The sequence below is a fragment of the Pseudorhizobium marinum genome (assembly GCF_000705355.1).
GTDB classification, from domain to species: domain Bacteria; phylum Pseudomonadota; class Alphaproteobacteria; order Rhizobiales; family Rhizobiaceae; genus Neorhizobium; species Neorhizobium pelagicum.
On record NZ_JMQK01000005.1, the window covers coordinates 84,992 to 102,384 of the forward strand.

General features: G+C 61.8%; 19 protein-coding genes, 1 tRNA gene, 1 pseudogene and 2 riboswitches. Of the genes and pseudogenes, 9 read left to right on the forward strand and 12 right to left on the reverse strand.

The window, feature by feature from the left end; all coding sequences use genetic code 11:
- Nucleotides 1-16: 16 nt before the first annotated feature.
- Nucleotides 17-1,153 (reverse strand): glycine cleavage system aminomethyltransferase GcvT, encoded by a 1,137-nt coding sequence (gene gcvT, locus EO99_RS0107915; protein ID WP_029618107.1) that lies wholly within the window; start codon nucleotides 1,151-1,153, stop codon nucleotides 17-19.
- A 68-nt stretch (nucleotides 1,154-1,221) separates the two neighbouring features.
- A riboswitch (glycine riboswitch) is annotated at nucleotides 1,222-1,308 on the reverse strand.
- Nucleotides 1,309-1,396, reverse strand: a riboswitch (glycine riboswitch).
- 166 nt (nucleotides 1,397-1,562) lie between these two features.
- Here gcvT and EO99_RS25595 point away from each other — a divergent pair.
- On the forward strand, nucleotides 1,563-1,937 hold the full coding sequence (locus EO99_RS25595; RefSeq protein ID WP_051679758.1) for a hypothetical protein: 375 nt from the start codon (nucleotides 1,563-1,565) through the stop codon (nucleotides 1,935-1,937).
- A gap of 69 nt (nucleotides 1,938-2,006) precedes the next feature.
- Nucleotides 2,007-2,984 carry a copper chaperone PCu(A)C gene (locus tag EO99_RS0107925; protein ID WP_029618109.1) on the forward strand — a complete coding sequence of 326 codons (978 nt, stop codon included), beginning with the start codon at nucleotides 2,007-2,009 and terminating at the stop codon, nucleotides 2,982-2,984.
- Between the two features lie 97 nt (nucleotides 2,985-3,081).
- Here the strand turns inward: EO99_RS0107925 and EO99_RS0107930 are convergent, their stop codons facing one another.
- Nucleotides 3,082-3,357 (reverse strand): hypothetical protein, encoded by a 276-nt coding sequence (locus EO99_RS0107930; RefSeq protein WP_077067053.1) that lies wholly within the window; start codon nucleotides 3,355-3,357, stop codon nucleotides 3,082-3,084.
- Nucleotides 3,358-3,471: 114 nt separating this feature from the next.
- Here EO99_RS0107930 and crcB point away from each other — a divergent pair, with 114 nt between their 5' ends.
- From crcB to EO99_RS0107955, 5 genes are all read left to right on the forward strand, one after another.
- The gene (gene crcB / locus EO99_RS0107935; RefSeq protein WP_029618111.1) at nucleotides 3,472-3,849 is read left to right on the forward strand and encodes a fluoride efflux transporter CrcB; all 378 of its coding nucleotides are present in this window, start codon (nucleotides 3,472-3,474) and stop codon (nucleotides 3,847-3,849) included.
- A 36-nt stretch (nucleotides 3,850-3,885) separates the two neighbouring features.
- Nucleotides 3,886-4,875 carry an RluA family pseudouridine synthase gene (locus EO99_RS0107940; RefSeq protein ID WP_029618112.1) on the forward strand — a complete coding sequence of 330 codons (990 nt, stop codon included), beginning with the start codon at nucleotides 3,886-3,888 and terminating at the stop codon, nucleotides 4,873-4,875.
- Nucleotides 4,872-5,525 carry an HAD-IA family hydrolase gene (locus tag EO99_RS0107945; protein WP_029618113.1) on the forward strand — a complete coding sequence of 218 codons (654 nt, stop codon included), beginning with the start codon at nucleotides 4,872-4,874 and terminating at the stop codon, nucleotides 5,523-5,525. Before EO99_RS0107940 ends, EO99_RS0107945 begins: the two co-directional genes overlap by 4 nt.
- Before the next feature lie 8 nt (nucleotides 5,526-5,533).
- Nucleotides 5,534-6,322 (forward strand): ATP12 family chaperone protein, encoded by a 789-nt coding sequence (locus EO99_RS0107950; RefSeq protein ID WP_029618114.1) that lies wholly within the window; start codon nucleotides 5,534-5,536, stop codon nucleotides 6,320-6,322.
- 84 nt (nucleotides 6,323-6,406) lie between these two features.
- Nucleotides 6,407-6,868, forward strand: coding sequence for a hypothetical protein (locus tag EO99_RS0107955; RefSeq protein WP_156034683.1), 462 nt, complete (start codon nucleotides 6,407-6,409; stop codon nucleotides 6,866-6,868).
- Nucleotides 6,869-6,871: 3 nt separating this feature from the next.
- Here the strand turns inward: EO99_RS0107955 and sugE are convergent, their stop codons facing one another.
- The 6 genes from sugE to lipB all read right to left on the reverse strand — a co-directional run bounded on the left by sugE (nucleotide 6,872) and on the right by lipB (nucleotide 11,136).
- Complete coding sequence (gene sugE / locus EO99_RS0107960; protein ID WP_029618116.1) at nucleotides 6,872-7,189, reverse strand: quaternary ammonium compound efflux SMR transporter SugE; 318 nt, start codon at nucleotides 7,187-7,189, stop codon at nucleotides 6,872-6,874.
- A gap of 124 nt (nucleotides 7,190-7,313) precedes the next feature.
- Entirely contained in the window at nucleotides 7,314-8,147 is an 834-nt protein-coding gene (gene fghA / locus EO99_RS0107965; protein ID WP_029618117.1) for an S-formylglutathione hydrolase, read from the reverse strand.
- Nucleotides 8,144-8,608, reverse strand: a complete 465-nt coding sequence (locus EO99_RS0107970; protein WP_029618118.1) for a YaiI/YqxD family protein — start codon at nucleotides 8,606-8,608, stop codon at nucleotides 8,144-8,146. Before EO99_RS0107970 ends, fghA begins: the two co-directional genes overlap by 4 nt.
- Nucleotides 8,605-9,063 (reverse strand): GNAT family N-acetyltransferase, encoded by a 459-nt coding sequence (locus EO99_RS0107975; RefSeq protein WP_029618119.1) that lies wholly within the window; start codon nucleotides 9,061-9,063, stop codon nucleotides 8,605-8,607. Before EO99_RS0107975 ends, EO99_RS0107970 begins: the two co-directional genes overlap by 4 nt.
- On the reverse strand, nucleotides 9,063-10,190 hold the full coding sequence (locus EO99_RS0107980; RefSeq protein ID WP_029618120.1) for an S-(hydroxymethyl)glutathione dehydrogenase/class III alcohol dehydrogenase: 1,128 nt from the start codon (nucleotides 10,188-10,190) through the stop codon (nucleotides 9,063-9,065). Before EO99_RS0107980 ends, EO99_RS0107975 begins: the two co-directional genes overlap by 1 nt.
- Before the next feature lie 223 nt (nucleotides 10,191-10,413).
- Entirely contained in the window at nucleotides 10,414-11,136 is a 723-nt protein-coding gene (gene lipB / locus EO99_RS0107985) for a lipoyl(octanoyl) transferase LipB (protein ID WP_029618121.1), read from the reverse strand.
- A gap of 213 nt (nucleotides 11,137-11,349) precedes the next feature.
- Between lipB and EO99_RS0107990 the strand changes: the two genes are divergently transcribed.
- A tRNA-Leu gene (locus EO99_RS0107990) sits at nucleotides 11,350-11,434 on the forward strand.
- A 29-nt stretch (nucleotides 11,435-11,463) separates the two neighbouring features.
- On the opposite strand, the gene EO99_RS0107995 is transcribed toward EO99_RS0107990, so the two are convergent.
- The 4 genes and pseudogenes from EO99_RS0107995 to EO99_RS25600 all read right to left on the reverse strand — a co-directional run bounded on the left by EO99_RS0107995 (nucleotide 11,464) and on the right by EO99_RS25600 (nucleotide 15,775).
- Entirely contained in the window at nucleotides 11,464-12,819 is a 1,356-nt protein-coding gene (locus EO99_RS0107995; protein WP_029618122.1) for an O-antigen polymerase, read from the reverse strand.
- Between the two features lie 47 nt (nucleotides 12,820-12,866).
- Complete coding sequence (locus EO99_RS0108000) at nucleotides 12,867-14,267, reverse strand: tetratricopeptide repeat protein (protein ID WP_029618123.1); 1,401 nt, start codon at nucleotides 14,265-14,267, stop codon at nucleotides 12,867-12,869.
- Nucleotides 14,268-14,720: 453 nt separating this feature from the next.
- The gene (locus EO99_RS0108005) at nucleotides 14,721-15,218 is read right to left on the reverse strand and encodes a BON domain-containing protein (protein WP_029618124.1); all 498 of its coding nucleotides are present in this window, start codon (nucleotides 15,216-15,218) and stop codon (nucleotides 14,721-14,723) included.
- A gap of 62 nt (nucleotides 15,219-15,280) precedes the next feature.
- Nucleotides 15,281-15,775, reverse strand: a pseudogene (locus EO99_RS25600) (peptide deformylase).
- A gap of 200 nt (nucleotides 15,776-15,975) precedes the next feature.
- On the opposite strand from EO99_RS25600, the gene mgtE reads away from it, so the two are divergent.
- Nucleotides 15,976-17,391 (forward strand): magnesium transporter, encoded by a 1,416-nt coding sequence (gene mgtE, locus EO99_RS0108015; RefSeq protein WP_029618125.1) that lies wholly within the window; start codon nucleotides 15,976-15,978, stop codon nucleotides 17,389-17,391.
- Nucleotides 17,392-17,393: the final 2 nt, after the last annotated feature.

Here is a 17,393-nt window from a genome sequence, read left to right on the forward strand (position 1 = left end):
TCTCTCCGGAGGATTTTTAGCGTTTGTAGGTAGGGGTGATGAAGGGCAGGGCGGTGACGGCGACCGGCAGATACTTGCCACGAACCTCCGCAAAGACCTGGGTGCCGGGTTCCGACTGCGCCGTGGGAAGGTAGCCCATCGCGACCGGCCCCTCTGCTGTCGGGCCGAATGTTCCGGACGTCACTTCGCCGATCTCGTCGCGTCCTTCGGCATCCGCATAGAGCTTGGCATGGGCGCGCACGGGCGCCTTGCCCTCCGGTCGCAGGCCGACGCGACGGCGCGAGGTCCCACCCGTCAGCTCCGCAAGGACGCGCTCTGCGCCGGGGAAGCCGCCCTCGCGTTCGCCGCCCGAACGGCGGACCTTCTGGATCGCCCATTCGAGAGATGCCTCGATCGGCGAGGTGGTCGTGTCGATGTCATTGCCATAGAGGCAGAGGCCCGCTTCGAGACGCAGCGAATCGCGCGCGCCAAGGCCTATCGCCTCGCAGTCGGGTTGGGAGAGAAGAGCCTGGGCCAGTTCCTCTGCCTTGTCAGCGGGAACGGAGATCTCGAACCCGTCCTCGCCGGAATAGCCGGAGCGGGAGACGATGCAGGGGGAACCGACGAGGCTGACCTCGCGGATATCCATGAACTTCATGCTCGAGACATCTGGAGCAAGCGACGCGAGTACCGTCTCGGCCTTGGGGCCCTGCAGCGCGAGCAGCGCCCGGTCGGTCAGGAGCGTGACCGAGCAGCCGGCAAGATGCGCCTGCATATGTGCGACATCCGCCTCCTTGCACGCGGCATTGACGACGACGAGCAGATGGTCGCCGCGATTGGCGATCATCAGGTCGTCGAGGATGTTGCCATTGTCGTCGGTAAAGAAGCCGTAGCGCTGGCGGCCCTCCTTGAGCCCCAGGATGTCGACGGGCACCAGCCGTTCCAGCGCCATGGCAGCGTCGGCATAGGTGCCGGAAACGGCCTTCACGATGACCTGACCCATGTGGGAGACGTCGAAGAGACCGGCAGCGGTGCGCGTCTGCAGGTGCTCCTTCATCACGCCTGCCGGATATTGCACCGGCATGTCATAGCCGGCGAAGGGGACCATCTTCGCACCGAGTGACAGGTGCAGGGCGTGCAACGGGGTCTTTTTCAGGGCAGGGGTGGTATCCAAGAACAATGGCCTCCAGGGTATGCGCATGGCGCGGTCGCTCAATCATAGGCGCGAATGCGCCCGGTTCATGAGCCCCCTCTGTCCTTGTCGCCTGAGATTGTTATCCCTTCGGCGTGCCCTGTCTCACGACGGGGCCTCTCTCCAGAGTCCTGTTAGGCCGTGCGCTGGTCCTTTTGCCTGAGAGTTTCCGGGGCGGTTGCTCCTTCGGCACCGCACCAAAGCGGCTTCTCCCAACGTACGTGGCGCCCATTATCCGTGAGGCCGGCTGCTTGGCAAGCGTCAAATGTCGCTGCCAGCAAGATTCTTGTCGCTTGATCTTGCGGCCTGCTGCGGCGCAAGGAAGCAGCCGGCGCGAATTGCGCTTTGCCACCCCGTGAGGTATCGCAAGCGGAGAGTTTCGGAACCCGACATGATCACGAGCAACTGGACATTGACGAACATCCTGCGCGTCTTCTGCGCCGTGCTGTTCCTGTCCCTCGGGTTCGGTCACACGCCCGTTCAGGCCGCAGCGCCGTTGGAGGCCTACGGTGAAGAATACCGGCTGCCGGACGGCAGCTTTGCGGATATCTGCGCCGCCGAACATGACGAACAGGACCATGGCAAGCTTCCCGCCTGCGAGGTCTGCCGGCTGGCCTCCTCGATGGTCCTGCCGGCACCGGCCGGTGGCATAGATCTTCCGCTCGATCCGGCATTCCTGGACAACCCGCTTCGCATTGCCTCGCTGAATTTCGACTTCACCGCACTGTCGCGCGCGACCTCCCGGGGGCCACCCTCCGCAATCTGATCGACCGTCACTCGTTCAGTAATTGCTCCCGGTGCAGGCAGAGGCCGCAGCCGGATGGGGACCATCATCATGACCACGATCAAGACACTTCTCATGTCCGCCGCTCTTGGTGCCGCGGCTGCAGGCAGCGCGCAGGCCCATGCCACCTTCACCGAATCCAGCGTCAACGCCGAGAGCTATGCCGTCATATCGCTGCAGGTGCCGCATGGCTGCGACGGCAAGGCGACCAACGAGGTTCGCATCGAACTGCCGGAAGGCTTCGTCTTCGCCAAGCCGCAGCCAAAGCCAGGCTGGGACCTTGAGATCATTCAGGGCGAGTACCAGAACTCCTACGACAACCACGGGACCACTGTGACCAGCGGACCGGTGGAAATCCGCTGGAAGGGCGGCGATCTGGCGGACGAATACTACGACACCTTCGTCGTGCGCGGCAAAATTTCCGGTATTGACGGCGGCACGGTCCTTGCCTTCCCCTCAACGCAGCTGTGCGGCAGCGATGCGCGTGTTGCCTGGACCGAGGTTGCCGCGCCTGGCACCGATCCGCATAAGCTGGAAAGCCCGGCACCGACCGTCACGGTCGTTGCGCAGGAGGCTACCGGTCATGAAGCCATGCACGGCGGCCATGATCAAGCTGCGGTTGCTGGACCTTCCGGGGCCGGCGACCTCGAGCTGGAGGGAGCCTATGCCCGGGCCATGCTGCCGGGCCAGCCTGTCGGCGGCGGCTTCGTCACCATCAAGAACACTGGCGACGAGGATGACCGCTTGGTGTCCGCCTCTTCACCGGCCGCCGGGGCGGTGGAGCTCCACGAGATGGCAATGCAGGGCGAGGTGATGAAGATGCGCAAGATCGACGACGGCATTCCGGTGCCAGCCGGCGAAACGGTGGAGCTGAGGGCCGGGGGACTGCACATGATGTTCATGCAGGTCAAAACCCCCTTTGCGGAAGGCGATGCGGTGCCGGTGACCCTGACGTTCGAAAAGGCTGGCGACATCGAACTCACCCTGCCGGTGACATCGGCAGCGCCTGGCGGCCATTCGCACAACTAAAGCCATTGTGCATTCGACCAAGACGCTCGCAGCCTTTGCTGCGGGCTGTCTCCATCCGCTGTCGATGAGGCGCAGGTTTGCTGAAACGGCGGAGAGATCAGTCGTCGAGATCGCGGTAGGCAGCCTGCGCCTGCGCCAGCGTCGTGTGCTGTTGCTGAGGCTGCTGCTCCGGCGACAGAAGGTCGAGACCGACAGCGGCGGCTGGAATCAATTGTTCGATGGTTGGATCGCCTGTCTCTGCACGCAAAGCATTCCGGTCGGCGGAAAGGCGGATGTCTTCCACCTGATCCTTCAATGACAGTCGCCGGGCCGGCTTCATTGCGTCCGACGCGTAGGCAGCCGTGTTGGCTGAAACTGAAAGAACCAAGGTCATCGTTTAAATCCACTACTCCAGCTTAAAACCTAGTGCAGGGCAGCTTGGTTCCCTGTTAAGGAAGTCGTCAGCATTTTAACCACCTGTCATTTTTCTGTGGTCTGGGTCGTCTTCATGTCCAACTTGTTCCTCGTCGCGCTCGGCGGCGCCTCCGGTTCAGTTCTCCGCTATCTCGTCGGCCACTGGAGCCTCCGGCAATTCGGTCCGGCCTTCCCCTGGGGGACGCTGATCGTCAATATCGTCGGCTCGTTCGCGATCGGCTTCCTCGCCGAGTTCATCGCGCGCCGGCTGAATGCACCGGCGGAAATGCGGCTCCTGCTGGTCACCGGCTTTCTCGGCGGCTTCACCACCTTCTCAGCCTTTTCGCTGGATGCTTTGTTCCTCTTTGAACGAGGAGCTGTGACCACGGCGGTCGCCTATGTGGTCGCAAGCGTCGCCGTGTCGCTCGTAGCGGTGATGGGCGGGCTGGCGCTTGGCCGGGCGATGTTCTAAACAGCCTGAAAAAGCGATAGAAGAAGAAAGAACATCATGGCAGGCATCGAGCACATCCGCGTTGAGGCGGACGAAGCGGGCATGCGCCTCGACCGCTGGTTCAAGGTTCATTATCCCGGCCTCGCATTCGGGTCGCTCCAGAAGCTGCTGCGGTCCGGCCAGGTGCGTGTCGATGGCGGCCGGGTGAAATCGGATGCCCGCGTTCAGCCGGGACAGACGGTGCGCATACCGCCGCTCGACGTCGATGCCAAGAAGGCCGGCCCGATTGCCGGCAAGGATCTCAAGCATTCCAGCGACTACGAGCTTCTGCAGCGCATGGTGCTGCATGAGGACGACAAGGTGATTGTGCTCAACAAGCCATCCGGCCTTGCCGTGCAGGGCGGTTCGGGCGTTACACGCCACATCGACCAGATGCTCGATGCCTGGATAAGCCCGAAGGGCGAGAAGCCTCGGCTCGTGCACCGGCTCGACCGCGACACCTCCGGCGTGCTGGTGATTGCCCGCACCCGAGGGGCCGCCCAGAAGCTGACCGCGGCGTTCCGCGAGCGCGACACCAAGAAAACCTACTGGGCGCTGGTCAAGGGCGTGCCGCGCAAGCACGAGGACAAGATTTCGACCTGGCTGGTGAAGGAAGCGACACCGGACGGTGACCGGATGCGGATCGCCAAACACGGCGAAGACGGCGCCGATCATGCCGTGACCTTCTATCGGGTTCTCGAGACCGCGGCCCAGACAATGGCCTGGCTGGAGATGGAACCCTATACCGGCCGCACGCACCAGCTGCGCGTGCATGCGCTGCACATAGGCCACCCGATCATCGGCGATCCGAAGTATGAAGACGACGACATCAACTGGCCGTTCCCGGGCGGCATCCAGAAGCGACTGCACCTGCACGCCCGCCACATCGACGTTCCGCATCCTGGCGGCGGGCGGTTGCGGGTGACGGCGCCTTTGCCACCGCACATGGTGCAGAGCTGGAACCTGCTGGGTCTCGACATGGAGAACGGGCGGAGAGACGACGAATGAAGCTCGTCCTCTTCGACTGCGACGGCACGCTTGTCGACAGTGCCAGCCTCATCCACGAGACCATGCGGCGAACCTTCCTGCACTTCGAGAAGCCGGAGCCGACGCTTGTGCAGACCAAGGCGATCATCGGGCTGACGCTCGACATCGCCATCGCGCGGATGCTCGGACGGCCGCATGCCGGTGACGAAGAGGTCGAGATGATGGCCTACTACAAGTCGCTGTTTTCGGTCGTGCGCAAGGATCTCGATTTCCATGAGCCGCTGTTCGATGGCATCCGCCAGCTGATCGACACGATCGGACCTCGCGACGACCTGCGGATCGGTGCCGTCACCGGCAAGTCGAGGCGGGGGCTGAACCACCTGATGGAGATCCACGGCTTCGACAAGCACTTCGTCGTGTCCAGGACGGCGGACGAGTGCCCCTCCAAGCCACACCCAGCCATGGTGACAGAGTGCTGTGACGAGACGGGTCTCGTTGCAGGCGTCACCCTTGTGATCGGTGATGCCATCTACGATATGCAGATGGCAAAGGCGGCCGGCGCGACAGCCATCGGCGTCTCCTGGGGCTATGCCTCGGTAGATGACCTTTGGAACGCGGGAGCCGACGCCATCGTTGACCATCCGAGCGAACTGCTTGTCCACATCGGCTGAGGTATTCCATGCGTGAACTGTTCGAACTTCCGGAAGGCTTGAGCCACCCCGATCCCACCCGCCGGGCCCAGATCCAGATGAAGCGCCCGCTGCCGAAGCGGTTCTATACGAATGTCTCGGTCGACCAGGGGGACGACGGCTACGCCATTCACCTCGACGGGCGCCCGGTGCGGACGCCGGCGAAGAGCCCGCTGGTGGCGCCCACTGCTGCCCTGGCGGAGCTGATGCGCGCCGAATGGGATGGCCAGGTGGAGCATATCGATCCGGGGACCATGCCGGTGACGAAGCTCGTCAATACCGCTATTGACGGGGTGGCGATCGATCCGCAGGCGGTCTTCGAGGACATCCTGCGTTTTTCGTCGAGCGATCTCCTCTGTTACCGGGCCGATGGCCCGGAAGAGCTCGTGGCACGCCAGTCGGAGCGCTGGGACCCGCTGATCGACTGGGCGGCCAATGACCTTGGCGCCCGTTTCATTCTCATTGAAGGCATCATGCCGCAGGACCAGCCGCGCGAGGCGATCGCCGCCTTCGCCGTGACACTGCGCAAATACGATACGCCGATCGAGCTTGCCTGTCTCCACACGGTGACGACGCTGACCGGTTCCGCGATCCTGGCGCTGGCTTTCGCAGAAGACCGCCTCTCGGCCGACGAAGCCTGGTCGCTTGCCCATCTCGACGAGGACTGGACGGACGAGCACTGGGGCGTCGATACCGAAGCGCAACAGCGCCGGGCAAAGCGGCAGGATGAGCTTCAGGCGTCGGCGGCAGCGTTCCTCAGCCTTCGGCCGGCAGTTTAAGTCTTCGCTAACTCTGTAGGCCGCATCATCCGGGAAATCCTTCCTGACACCCCGATGCGTCGCCTCTTTTCCCTCTGTTTGCTGATGGCAGTTCTGCCGCTTCTGATGGCGTTCCGGCTGGAGACGGCGGCGCGCGACCCGGAGTCGCTGCTGTATGATGTGCGCGGTGCATTCGTTGCGGCAAAGTCGGACATCCCGCCGCTGCTTGTCGCCGAAACAGACCGGCTGGTGAACGAGGCGATCATCTCCACCGTCCGCCAGCGGGTCCTGCCGCGGACGATCCTTACCGTCCGGATCCATCGCCTCATGAAGTTTCCGGTGATTCTGGGCAGAAAGCGCGAGGCTGCCGTCTCGGTGAAGGCGGTTTCCGTGGCCGATGGCGAGGTGATCGCCGAGGGTAGCTTCAGCGTGACCGTCTATTCGCTGAACGCCGGTGGTATCGATCTCCTGCTGGCGGAGCGCATCGCCGAACGGGTTGCGTCGGAATTCCAGCTTTCGGGCGAGCGCAGATCGACACTGGCGACGGCGCTGTCTTCCGGCCGCTAGAGATCAGCCGGCCGCGACCTTCAACCCGATGATGCCGGCGACGATCATGGCAATGCAGCCGAGACGGAGCGCCGTTGCCGGTTCCGCAAACAGGACCATGCCGAGGATGACGGTGCCGACGGTGCCAATGCCGGTCCAGACGGCATAGGCGGTGCCGACCGGCAGCGTGCGGATCGCAAGCCCCAGAAGCACCACGGATATCAGCATGGCAACAAGGGTGAGGACGGTGGGCATCGGACGGGTGAAGCCCTCGGTATATTTCAATCCGATCGCCCAGCCGATTTCGAACAGTCCCGCGAGGGTCAGAAGGATCCAGGCCAATGTCTTACTCCGTGTGAAGGGAGCGAGGCCGTCCCCGCGATCGTGACCGGGAAACCCGGCGGCAGCCGTCTGCCAAGGTCGATATGGTGCCGGTCGGCGGGAAGGCAAGGTTTGCCGAATCTGCCTATGCCAGCCGCTCCGCATGCCATTTCAGGTGGTCGTCCATGAAGGTCGAGATGAAATAATAGGAGTGGTCGTAGCGCTCGTGCATCCGGAGCGTCAGGCCGATGCCGGTGCCCTTGATGGCCTCTTCGAAGAGCCATGGGCGCAGGCCGTCCTCGAGGAAGCTGTCGGCCTTGCCCTGGTCGATCAGGAACTCGGGAAAGCGGGCACCGTCTTCCACGAGGGCGCAGGCATCGTAGGGGCGCCAGGAAGAACGATCTGCGCCGAGATATTTCTCCAGCGCCGGAGCCGACCAGTCGGCCGTCGACGGCTGCACGATCGGGGCAAAGGCCGAGCAGCTCCGGAATCGCTCCGGGTTCTTCAGCGCGATGGTCATGGCGCCATGGCCGCCCATGGAGTGGCCGAAGATGCCCTGGCGATCCATGTCGACGCGGAAATGCTGGGCGATGAAATTCGGCAGCTCCTCCGTGATGTAGGTGTACATCTGGTAGTGCTCGGCCCAGGGCTTTTCCGTCGCATCAAGGTAGAAGCTGGCGCCCTTGCCCATCTTCCAGTTGGTGAGCTCATCGGGAACATCGTTGCCGCGCGGGCTTGTGTCCGGGCAGACGATGATCAGTCCGAGTTCGGCGGCCATGCGCCGGTACTCGCCCTTCTCCATGACGTTGGCATGGGTGCAGGTGAGGCCCGAGAGATACCAGAGGACCGGGCAGGGCTCCTGCGTCGCCTTCGGCGGCACGTAGACCGCAAAGGTCATCTCGCCCTGGCAGGCATCGGAGTCGTGGGAGAAGACCCCCTGCATGCCGCCGAAGGCGGTGTTCTGGGAAAGGACTTTCATGGCGTGTCTCCGGGTGGTGTCATGCTTTTGGCGCGGCGGCAGAGGCGATCGAGCACCTCAAGAAATTTGGATCGGTCGCGCGGGCTGAAGGCAGCGTTATAACCCTTGCTTTCGCCGGTTTCACGCAGGTGCTGGCCGAGATCGCGCATGGCGGTCGCCATGCCGATGTTGGCTTCGTCGAAGACGCGGCCGGTCGGGCCGGTGACGAGGGCGCCTGCGCGGACGCAGCGACCGGCCAGCGGCACATCGGCGGTGATGACGATGTCACCGGGTCCGGCGCGCTCGGCGATCCAGTCGTCGGCCGCATCGAAGGCGCCCGACACGATGACGTTGTGGACCATCGGATCGCGCGAGGGGCGCAGGCCGGAATTGGCGACAAGCGTCACCTCCACCCCATGTCGCTCCGCGACCTTCAGGACCTCCGGCTTGACCGGGCAGGCGTCTGCATCGACATAGATCACGAGGCCGGTCTCTCCATGTCCACATGCGGGATGCCGTCTTCGACGTATTCGGCGGAGGTTACGGAAAAGCCGAGCGTGCCGTAGAATGCCTGCAGATGGCTCTGCGCAGAAATCGCGATCGGTTCGCCCGGATAAAGCTTCTCACATGCCTCGATCGCCTCGCGCATCAGGGCCTCGCCCAGCCGCTTGCCGCGGTGGCCGGGCGATACCGCCACGCGACCGATGCGCGGATGGTGCTCCGGCGTCGGCCGCCAGAGGCGGGCGCAGGCGATCAGTTCGCCATCCGCGATCAGCCGCAGATGCAGGCAGTCGGCGTCATTGCCGTCGAGCTCCGGATAGGGGCATTCCTGCTCCACCACGAAGACGTCGACGCGCAGTTTCAGCATCGCGTAGAGGTCGACTGCGGAGAATGCCTCCATCCTCCGCAGATCGACCTCGTAGGGTTTGGCAGGCATCAGTAGACCACGACGCCGCGGATGCTTTCGCCCTTGTGCATCAGGTCGAAGCCCTTGTTGATGTCCTCAAGCGGCATGGTGTGGGTGATCATTGGATCGATCTGGATCTTGCCCTCCATGTACCAGTCGACGATCTTCGGCACATCGGTGCGGCCGCGCGCGCCGCCGAAGGCGGTGCCCATCCAGTTGCGGCCGGTCACCAGCTGGAAGGGACGCGTGGAGATCTCCTGGCCGGCACCCGCCACCCCGATGATGACCGACTTGCCCCAGCCCCGATGGGAGGCTTCGAGCGCCTGGCGCATCACCTTGGTGTTGCCGGTGCAGTCGAAGGTGTAGTCGGCGCCGCCGATCAGGTCGCCGTTGCGCTTCGTCATGTTGACGAGATAGGGCACGATGTCGTCGCCGACCTCCTTCGGATTGACGAAATGCGTCATGCCGAATTTCTCGCCCCACTCCTTGCGGTCATTGTTGATGTCGACGCCGATGATCATGTCGGCGCCGGCGAGACGCAGACCCTGCAGGACGTTGAGGCCGATGCCGCCGAGGCCGAAGACGATCGCGGTCGAGCCGATTTCGACCTGGGCGGTGTTGATGACCGCGCCGATGCCGGTGGTCACGCCGCAGCCGATGTAGCAGATCTTGTCGAAGGGCGCGTCCGGGTTGACCTTGGCCACGGCGATCTCGGGCAGGACCGTGAAGTTGGCGAAGGTCGAGCAGCCCATGTAGTGGTGGATCTTGTCCTTGCCGATCGAGAAGCGCGAGGTGCCGTCCGGCATAAGGCCCTGGCCCTGGGTCGAGCGGATCGCGGTGCAGAGATTGGTCTTGCGGCTGAGGCAGGAATAGCATTCGCGGCATTCCGGCGTGTAGAGCGGGATCACGTGATCGCCCTTCTTCACCGAGGTCACGCCCGGGCCGACATCGACCACGATGCCCGCGCCCTCATGGCCGAGAATGGCGGGGAACAGGCCTTCCGGGTCGGCGCCTGACAGGGTGAAATCGTCGGTATGACAGATACCTGTCGCCTTGACTTCAATCAGAACTTCACCTGCGCGCGGGCCTTCCAGCTGCACGGTCATAACTTCAAGCGGCTTGCCAGCCTGAACGGCAACGGCGGCGCGGACATCCATGATATCTCTCCTCAATGCGAATCCGCGCGACCTTCGCACGCCGGCAAACAAGGCTCAAGCGACAAGCGCTGCCATGTTGGCGCCGGGGATCACGATCGGTTGCAGCGTGGCGATCAGGCCCCGCGGCTTTTGACTTGTTGATAAGGTCTGAAGGCGACAGCGGGTGCTGACCAAATGCGATCAATCAGCGCGACAGTATCACTGTGGGAAGAAAGCTGGGCCTTCAGTGCGCGTCTGCCACGGTCGGTCCGAAAACCGCTTCGAAGGCATCGCGCAGGCGCATGTCGACATCCGACATCATCACCGGCAGGCCGAGATCGACGAGGCTCGTGACTCCGTAGGCACTGATTCCACAGGGGACGATCCCGGAGAAATGGGTGAGGTCGGGATCGACGTTCAGCGACAGGCCATGGAAGCTCACCCAGCGGCGCAGGCGGATGCCGAGGGCTGCAATCTTGTCCTCCGCAGGGGTTCCGTCCGGGAGGGCCGGCTTGTCCGGACGGCGGACCCAGACACCGACGCGGTCCTCCCGACGTTCGCCGCGGACATTCATGGAGGCGAGCGTCTGGATGATGAGTTCCTCGAGCGCGGCGACATAGGCGCGCACGTCCTGGCGGCGGCGCTTCAGGTCGAGCATCACATAGGCAACCCGCTGGCCGGGGCCGTGATAGGTGTATTCGCCGCCGCGGCCGGTCGCAAAGACGGGAAAGCGATCCGGCTCGATCAGGTCGCCGGCATCGGCGCTGGTGCCGGCGGTATAGAGTGGCGGATGCTCCAGCAACCACACGAGTTCGTCGGCGCGACCATCGGCGATGGCCGCCACCTCTGCCTCCATGGCCGCGACCGCCGCCTCGTAGGGCACGAGACCTTCGGTGATTCTCCAGCGTACCGGCGGCGAGCCGGGCAGGGGGTGCATGAGATGGTCGAGATCGGTGCGCGCCAGCATGGAAAACTCCTTCTCCGGCCTTTTGGCAAATCCCCCGGTTGCGGGCAATACAGGAAGCGATCCTCTGGGCGGGATGGCAGCCGGAACAAGGCTTTCATATGGGATGTCCGCGAGCGGATTGTTATCCTTCAAAAATCTGTCACGGCGCTCTTGTGCCGGCCAATTCCTTTTGCTAAATGCTGCCCCGCCGGACCCGTCCGGCTCTACCACGATGCGGTCGTGGCGGAATTGGTAGACGCGCAGCGTTGAGGTCGCTGTGGGGCAACCCGTGGAAGTTCGAGTCTTCTCGACCGCACCAAAGAAACCCGCTTCGGCGGGTTTTTTTGTTCAGGATTGTCTGCTTCGGAGCCTTGTGGCCGATGACAAATTATTCGGCCTCATTGCCGCAGGGGGCTTCGAATAAAGCCCGCCGATCAGCGCGAACATCAGCCTCAGGGCGAGCCACGACCAGAAAATTTGTGCCATTTGAGTAATGCCGGCCCTGACGAAGAGAATCGTTAGAGCGAGCATGGCCGTTGTAACCATCGCCTGAACTTCGATCGCTCGACGAGGGTCTGGGGTAGACATCCGGTACCACAACCAACCAAGCAAGAAGACTACCAAGCTGCCTGCAACGAGGCCAAATTCCAGGTAAACATCGCCAAAGACGCCGAGCGTGGTCTGACTTGCGAATCTGAACCAAACGTCGGGGTTGATGATTTCGGAATATGGTGCGCTCGGAGATAGCCCCTTAAAAGGCATGATCGACCTTGGTACAGGCAGAAACAATGCTGCCCAAAAGGCTTCGCCCGGAATACGGTCGATCTTATCATCCAAGCCCATTGTGACAATGGAAGTCAGGGAAAGATGATAGTGAAATTCAAATGGATTTACGAGGAGATCAACCCAGCCACCGCTTCGCTGCACCTGTTCATCTACGGAGGAATAGGCTTTGAACCCACGCAGATAGTAGAGTGAGTAGGCTGAGGCGAGACCGAGCATCGGGAAAGCGAGCCAGATGCGCCGAGGAAAGCGCCATCCTCGAAGTGTCAACGCTGCTCCAAGTGCAAAAAACAACGAAAGTATGTTGATGCGATTTCCAGACGCCATTGCCGCGAGGAATGTAAGCGCGAAACAAAGAAAAAAGCCCAGCCTAAATTTGGACTTTGAGCAATAGGCCGAAAACACCAGAAACGGGAGCATAAACAAGTAGATGACTAGCGATGACTCCCTGTAGGCGACGAACCGATCCGCAGTCAGCGCTTGCAAGTCAGAGGTGCTCCTGACGTTGAAGACAACTATGAGGTACAAAACCACGAAGCCCGAGATCGATAAGCTGGCCAAGAAAAGAGGCAGGGCCGGCAGCCCCCGGTCTTGAGGGTACGGGCTTGGACCGAGCGGGCTAGAGGCTCTTGCGGCAACTGTGTTCCCGAGCGCAAGTGCAAAAGAAAAAAGAGTGAAAATCACATAAGAATAGAGCCGATCCCCGGCTGGGGCATAAAATGTCGCGCGCGGATGGTAGACGTAATGCTCATTTCCGTAGGCCGCATAAAGGACATTACAGCATAGGTGGAAAATCCATAGGATAAGCACCGGATTCAAGGCGCTCTTGGCAAGCACACCCATCGACAAAGATGAGGAGACCCGGATTCCCCATGCGCATATTACAAGGTTCACTGCAAACAGCAGCCAGATGCTCTCCATCGACAACGCCTATCAAGAGTGGACGGTTAGAGCCGACGGTGGCACTGCTATGGCCGCTCCGCTAGTGCCCTGGAGATGTTTCGAACAGATTCGGGATTAAGCGGCCCCAAGCGGCAATCACTTACGCAAATTGTGTTGATTGCGCGAATGGTGGACGATGTAAGGAGACCGTTCAGTGGTCCAGAGTAAGCCCCACGCTCCTGTAGCCGACTCTGAGCGACATAGACAAACGCGTTCGGGTTTGTAAACCGAAGGGCAGCAATTACCACACTCTGATCGCTTTCTGGAACTTCATTGAGTAGATCAGTGACTGCAGACAGCGACTGCCTTCCCGATGCAGATGCTGCTGCCAAAAGGACCCGTTCGCGCGCAGCAACGGAAGGAGGCATCTCCGCGGCTACTCGCTCAAAGATTTCTTTGGCTTTGCCTACGTCCTTGGCCACTCCTTTTGCCGGAGCGTCCCTGTAGAAGTAGATTAGTCGTTGAGCAGCGAGAACATCGCCCTCATTTGCTGCAACCTGGAGGATATCGACCGCTTTCGTAGGGTCTTTGATCGTGCTCCTGCCGAAGTAGTAGACGTCCGCGAGGGACGCTCGTGCTTCCGAACTGCCTTGCTCAGCCAGTTCCTCCAGTTTGCCAATTCCCTCGGAAGGATTCGAGGCCGAACCAAAGCGGCCTTCTATATGCCCGTTTGCAATCATGACATCCGCCTGCTGAACGCCAGCTTCAGATGCACGTTGCAGATATATCATTGCCTTCTCGGGATCGGAATCGTCTAACGTCCCTGACAGATAAACACTGCCAAGCTTCAGCATCGCAAATGCATTTCCTGCATCGGCACTGCGTTCGAAATATTGCAGAGCTTGTGGGTTGTCGGCCTGAACAGGGCCTTCAGCCGAAGAATAAAGGTTTCCGAGCGTGTTCATCGCCATCTGGTCACCAGCTTCGGCGGCTTCCTGCAACATGGCGACACCCCGGTCGACATCCGCATCGACACCCTCTCCATGGATGTAGGCTAGGCCAAGCCTGACCTTAGCTGGAGCAAGTCCCTCGTCGGCAGATACCTGATAAAGCTCTGCCGCCTTGGACTCGTCTTCCGGAATTATGTCCCCCAGCCGATAGATTTCCGCGAGCTTGTACCGTGCGAATTTGGCCCCGGCGTCAATGCTCCGCTGATAAAAATCCACTGCTTTGGCGCCATCTACTTGAGCTAGCGTGCCATTGGCGAAAATATCGCCGAGAAGCATAAGCGCCTCGGCGTTTCCTTGTTCTGCAAGGGCTTCCAGAGAGGATATAGCCTCGGACGATCTCGCTGTCTGTTGTTCAGCTATGATCGCCTTGATTTCAGCCATCGGCATGGATGGGACTTGTTGACCGGCAGCGCTCTGAGCGACAGCTGATAGGGGGGTGGCGAGAATGAGTGACGCTACAAGGAATGTCAGTTTCATTATTGGCCTCCTAATGGCATCTAATGCGTACATCGCTGTAGATTAGCTCTACAATCGGCTTGTATCCCTCAATTTGCTCGATTTTTTTCGAGGCAATAAGCCGTCCCTAAAGTATTAGGAGTCCATCCTGTAATATCGTCACCCAGTTTTCAAGAGATTATCTCCCCAATTTCGTTATTCCTTTTGAAAAGTGCAGCGCCAAGAAAAAGCGCTCCTGGCTTGGCGAGCATCGGTGCTCGATCAGACAAGGCGCGCGCTTTGAACCAAGAGGTGCCGTTATCGGAGGGCGTTCCTGCTCAATGGCATGTTGCAGGAGACTATGAGGAACACGCAGATGCTTGCAGGCAGAATCGCGTCTGGCGACTTCTTTGATAAAGGTAGAGTCCCCAGGAATGCGGCTTATGTTCACTGCTCCGCTGTGAGTAGCTGCCGCTCGCAGCGGAGCGCGTTGCCTCAATCGTCCGTCGGAATATGGGTATCGACACCAGCGAGCCGGAGGTTGTTGATCACCTGGCGGACGCCCTTGGTCTGGCGGGCGGTTGCGGTGATGCGGTGCGAAAGGTCGGCGTCGTCGACGATGCCCTCGATCGTCACCGTTCCGTCCTGCACATGGACGTCGATGCTGTCCATCGGCACGTCGCCCAGATTGTCCAGCGCTTCCGTCACGCGTTCCTCGATGTCGTCCGATGCGACAAATCCGTCCGTGCCGGGCAGGACGCTGTCGGGCGTGCGCTCCTCGAAGCCTTCCTTGTCGACATTGTCGACGTGATAGCCGCGGTTGCGCTCGCGGTCGAAATTGGCGTTCGGATCGCCATAGGCGGCATTGCCCACGGGCTTGGCGGCGGCACCGGCCGCGTCGGCGTAAGGCCAGCCGTCATCGATATTGCGGGTGTCGTAGTCGCGGTAGTCTTCCTCGCGGGTCGTGTCGCCGGGGATTTTCTTGGTCGTCATCGGGGTCTCCTTTCGGACGTTTCGGTTTCCTAACGTCCGGCGGGAGGAATGGTTCGAGACGATCAGCCGGCTGACTGCTTCTGCCAGCGGCGGATCAGCCTCTCTCGTTTCAGCCGCGACAGGCGCTTCAGCCAGAAGATGCCGTCCAGCTGGTCGATCTCGTGCTGCATGCAGACGGCATGGAAGCCGCCGACATCCTATTCGTGGACGGCGCCGTCGATATCCTGGTAGCGGAGGCGGATGGTTGCGGGTCGCTCCACCTCTTCCGTTGCCCCCGGCATAGAGACGCTCCCTTCCGTGTGGCGGGCGGTCTGCTGCGACGCGGACAGGATCTGCGGGTTTACATAGGTCCGCGGCTTTTCTTCCGGCAGCTCCAGCACCACGAGCCTTTGCGGCACGCCGATATGCGGAGCGGTGATGCCGACGCCCGGCGCGGCCCGCATCGCCTGCAGCAGGTCGTCTGCGAGTTGCCGGAGGGCGGGGTCGAAGGACGTTACCGGCTCTGCCGGCTGAGACAGGCGAGCATCGGGATATCGGAGGATGAGACGTATGGCCATGGCTGCCTCTGCTGCACTTTGCGGGTTTCATACGCCGGCATCGCTCGGCCCTCAACCATCTGCGGCACAGGTGCTGGACCGGCACCGGCATTTCGTCTAGCAGGAGCCGGTGCGGGCAGCTGGCGCACCTCTATCCGGTTGTTGACATTACGGTTCCGGCGGCCATTCTCAGGCCTGTGCGGATCAGGCGGGGGCGGCAGATGAGTGACATCGACAACGAAGACCGCGCTCGCAACCGCAACGACGACGCCACCCACGACATCTATGCCGAAAACGGATCGGTGCGGGCCGATTTCCTGGCGCTCGTCGGCGCGGCGATCGCCGACAGGGACGTGCTTTTCCTGCGCCAGCATGTCGTGCGCCTGCACGAATCGGAACTCGGCCATCTTCTGGAAGCCATCCAGCCCGACCAGCGCATGGCGCTGATCAGGCTGCTTGGCGCCGACTTCGACCTGACGGCGCTCACCGAGGTCGACGAGGCGATCCGCCTCGAGATCGTCGAGCAGATGCCGAATGCGCAGATTGCTGCGGCGATCGGCGAGCTTGATTCCGACGATGCGGTCTACATCCTTGAGGACCTCAACAAGGAAGACCAGGAGGAAATCCTGGCGCAGCTGCCCTTCACGGAGCGGGTGCGGCTTCGTCGGGCGCTCGACTACCCGGAGCAGTCGGCCGGTCGGCGCATGCAGACGGAGTTTGTCGCGGTGCCGCCGTTCTGGACGATCGGGCAGACGATCGACTACATGCGCGAGGAGGAGGAGCTTCCCGAGAGCTTCACCCAGATCTTCGTCATCGATCCCACCTTCAAGCTGCTCGGCATCGTCGATCTGGACCGTATCCTGCGCACCAAGCGCCTGGTCCGGATCGAGAGCATCATGCGCGAGACGAACTATCCGATCCCGGCTGAAATGGACCAGGAAGACGCCGCGCAGATCTTCGAGCAGTACGACCTTCTGTCTGCCGCCGTTGTCGACGACAACGGCCGCCTCGTCGGCGTGCTGACGATCGACGACGTGGTCGACGTGATCCAGGAAGAGGCGGAAGAGGATTTCATGCGCCTCGTCGGCGTCGGTGACGAGGAACTGTCCGATTCGCTCATAGACACCTCTCGTTCGCGCGTGCCCTGGCTGATGGTGAACCTCGTCACCGCCTTCATGGCCGCCTCGGTGATCGGCCTTTTCGAAGGAACCATCCAGGAGATCGTGGCGCTTGCCGTGCTGATGCCGATCGTCGCCGGCATGGGCGGCAATGCCGGATCCCAGACGATGACGGTGACGGTGCGCGCGCTTGCCACCCGCAACCTCGATATCCACAACGCCTGGCGCGTCATCCGGCGCGAGGCGGGCGTCGGCCTGATCAACGGTTTGTTCTTCGGCATCGTGGTGGGCGTGGTTTCCGGCTTCTGGTTCGAGGACGCAAATCTCGGCTTCGTCATCTCCGCCGCCATGATCATCAACATGTTTGCCGCCGCCGTGGCAGGGATCGCCATTCCCATGGTGCTGGACCGGACGGGTGCGGACCCGGCCGTGTCTTCCGCGGTCTTCGTCACCGCCATCACCGATATCGCGGGTTTCTTCAGCTTCCTGGGTCTGGCGACCTGGTGGCTCCTGCGGTGAGG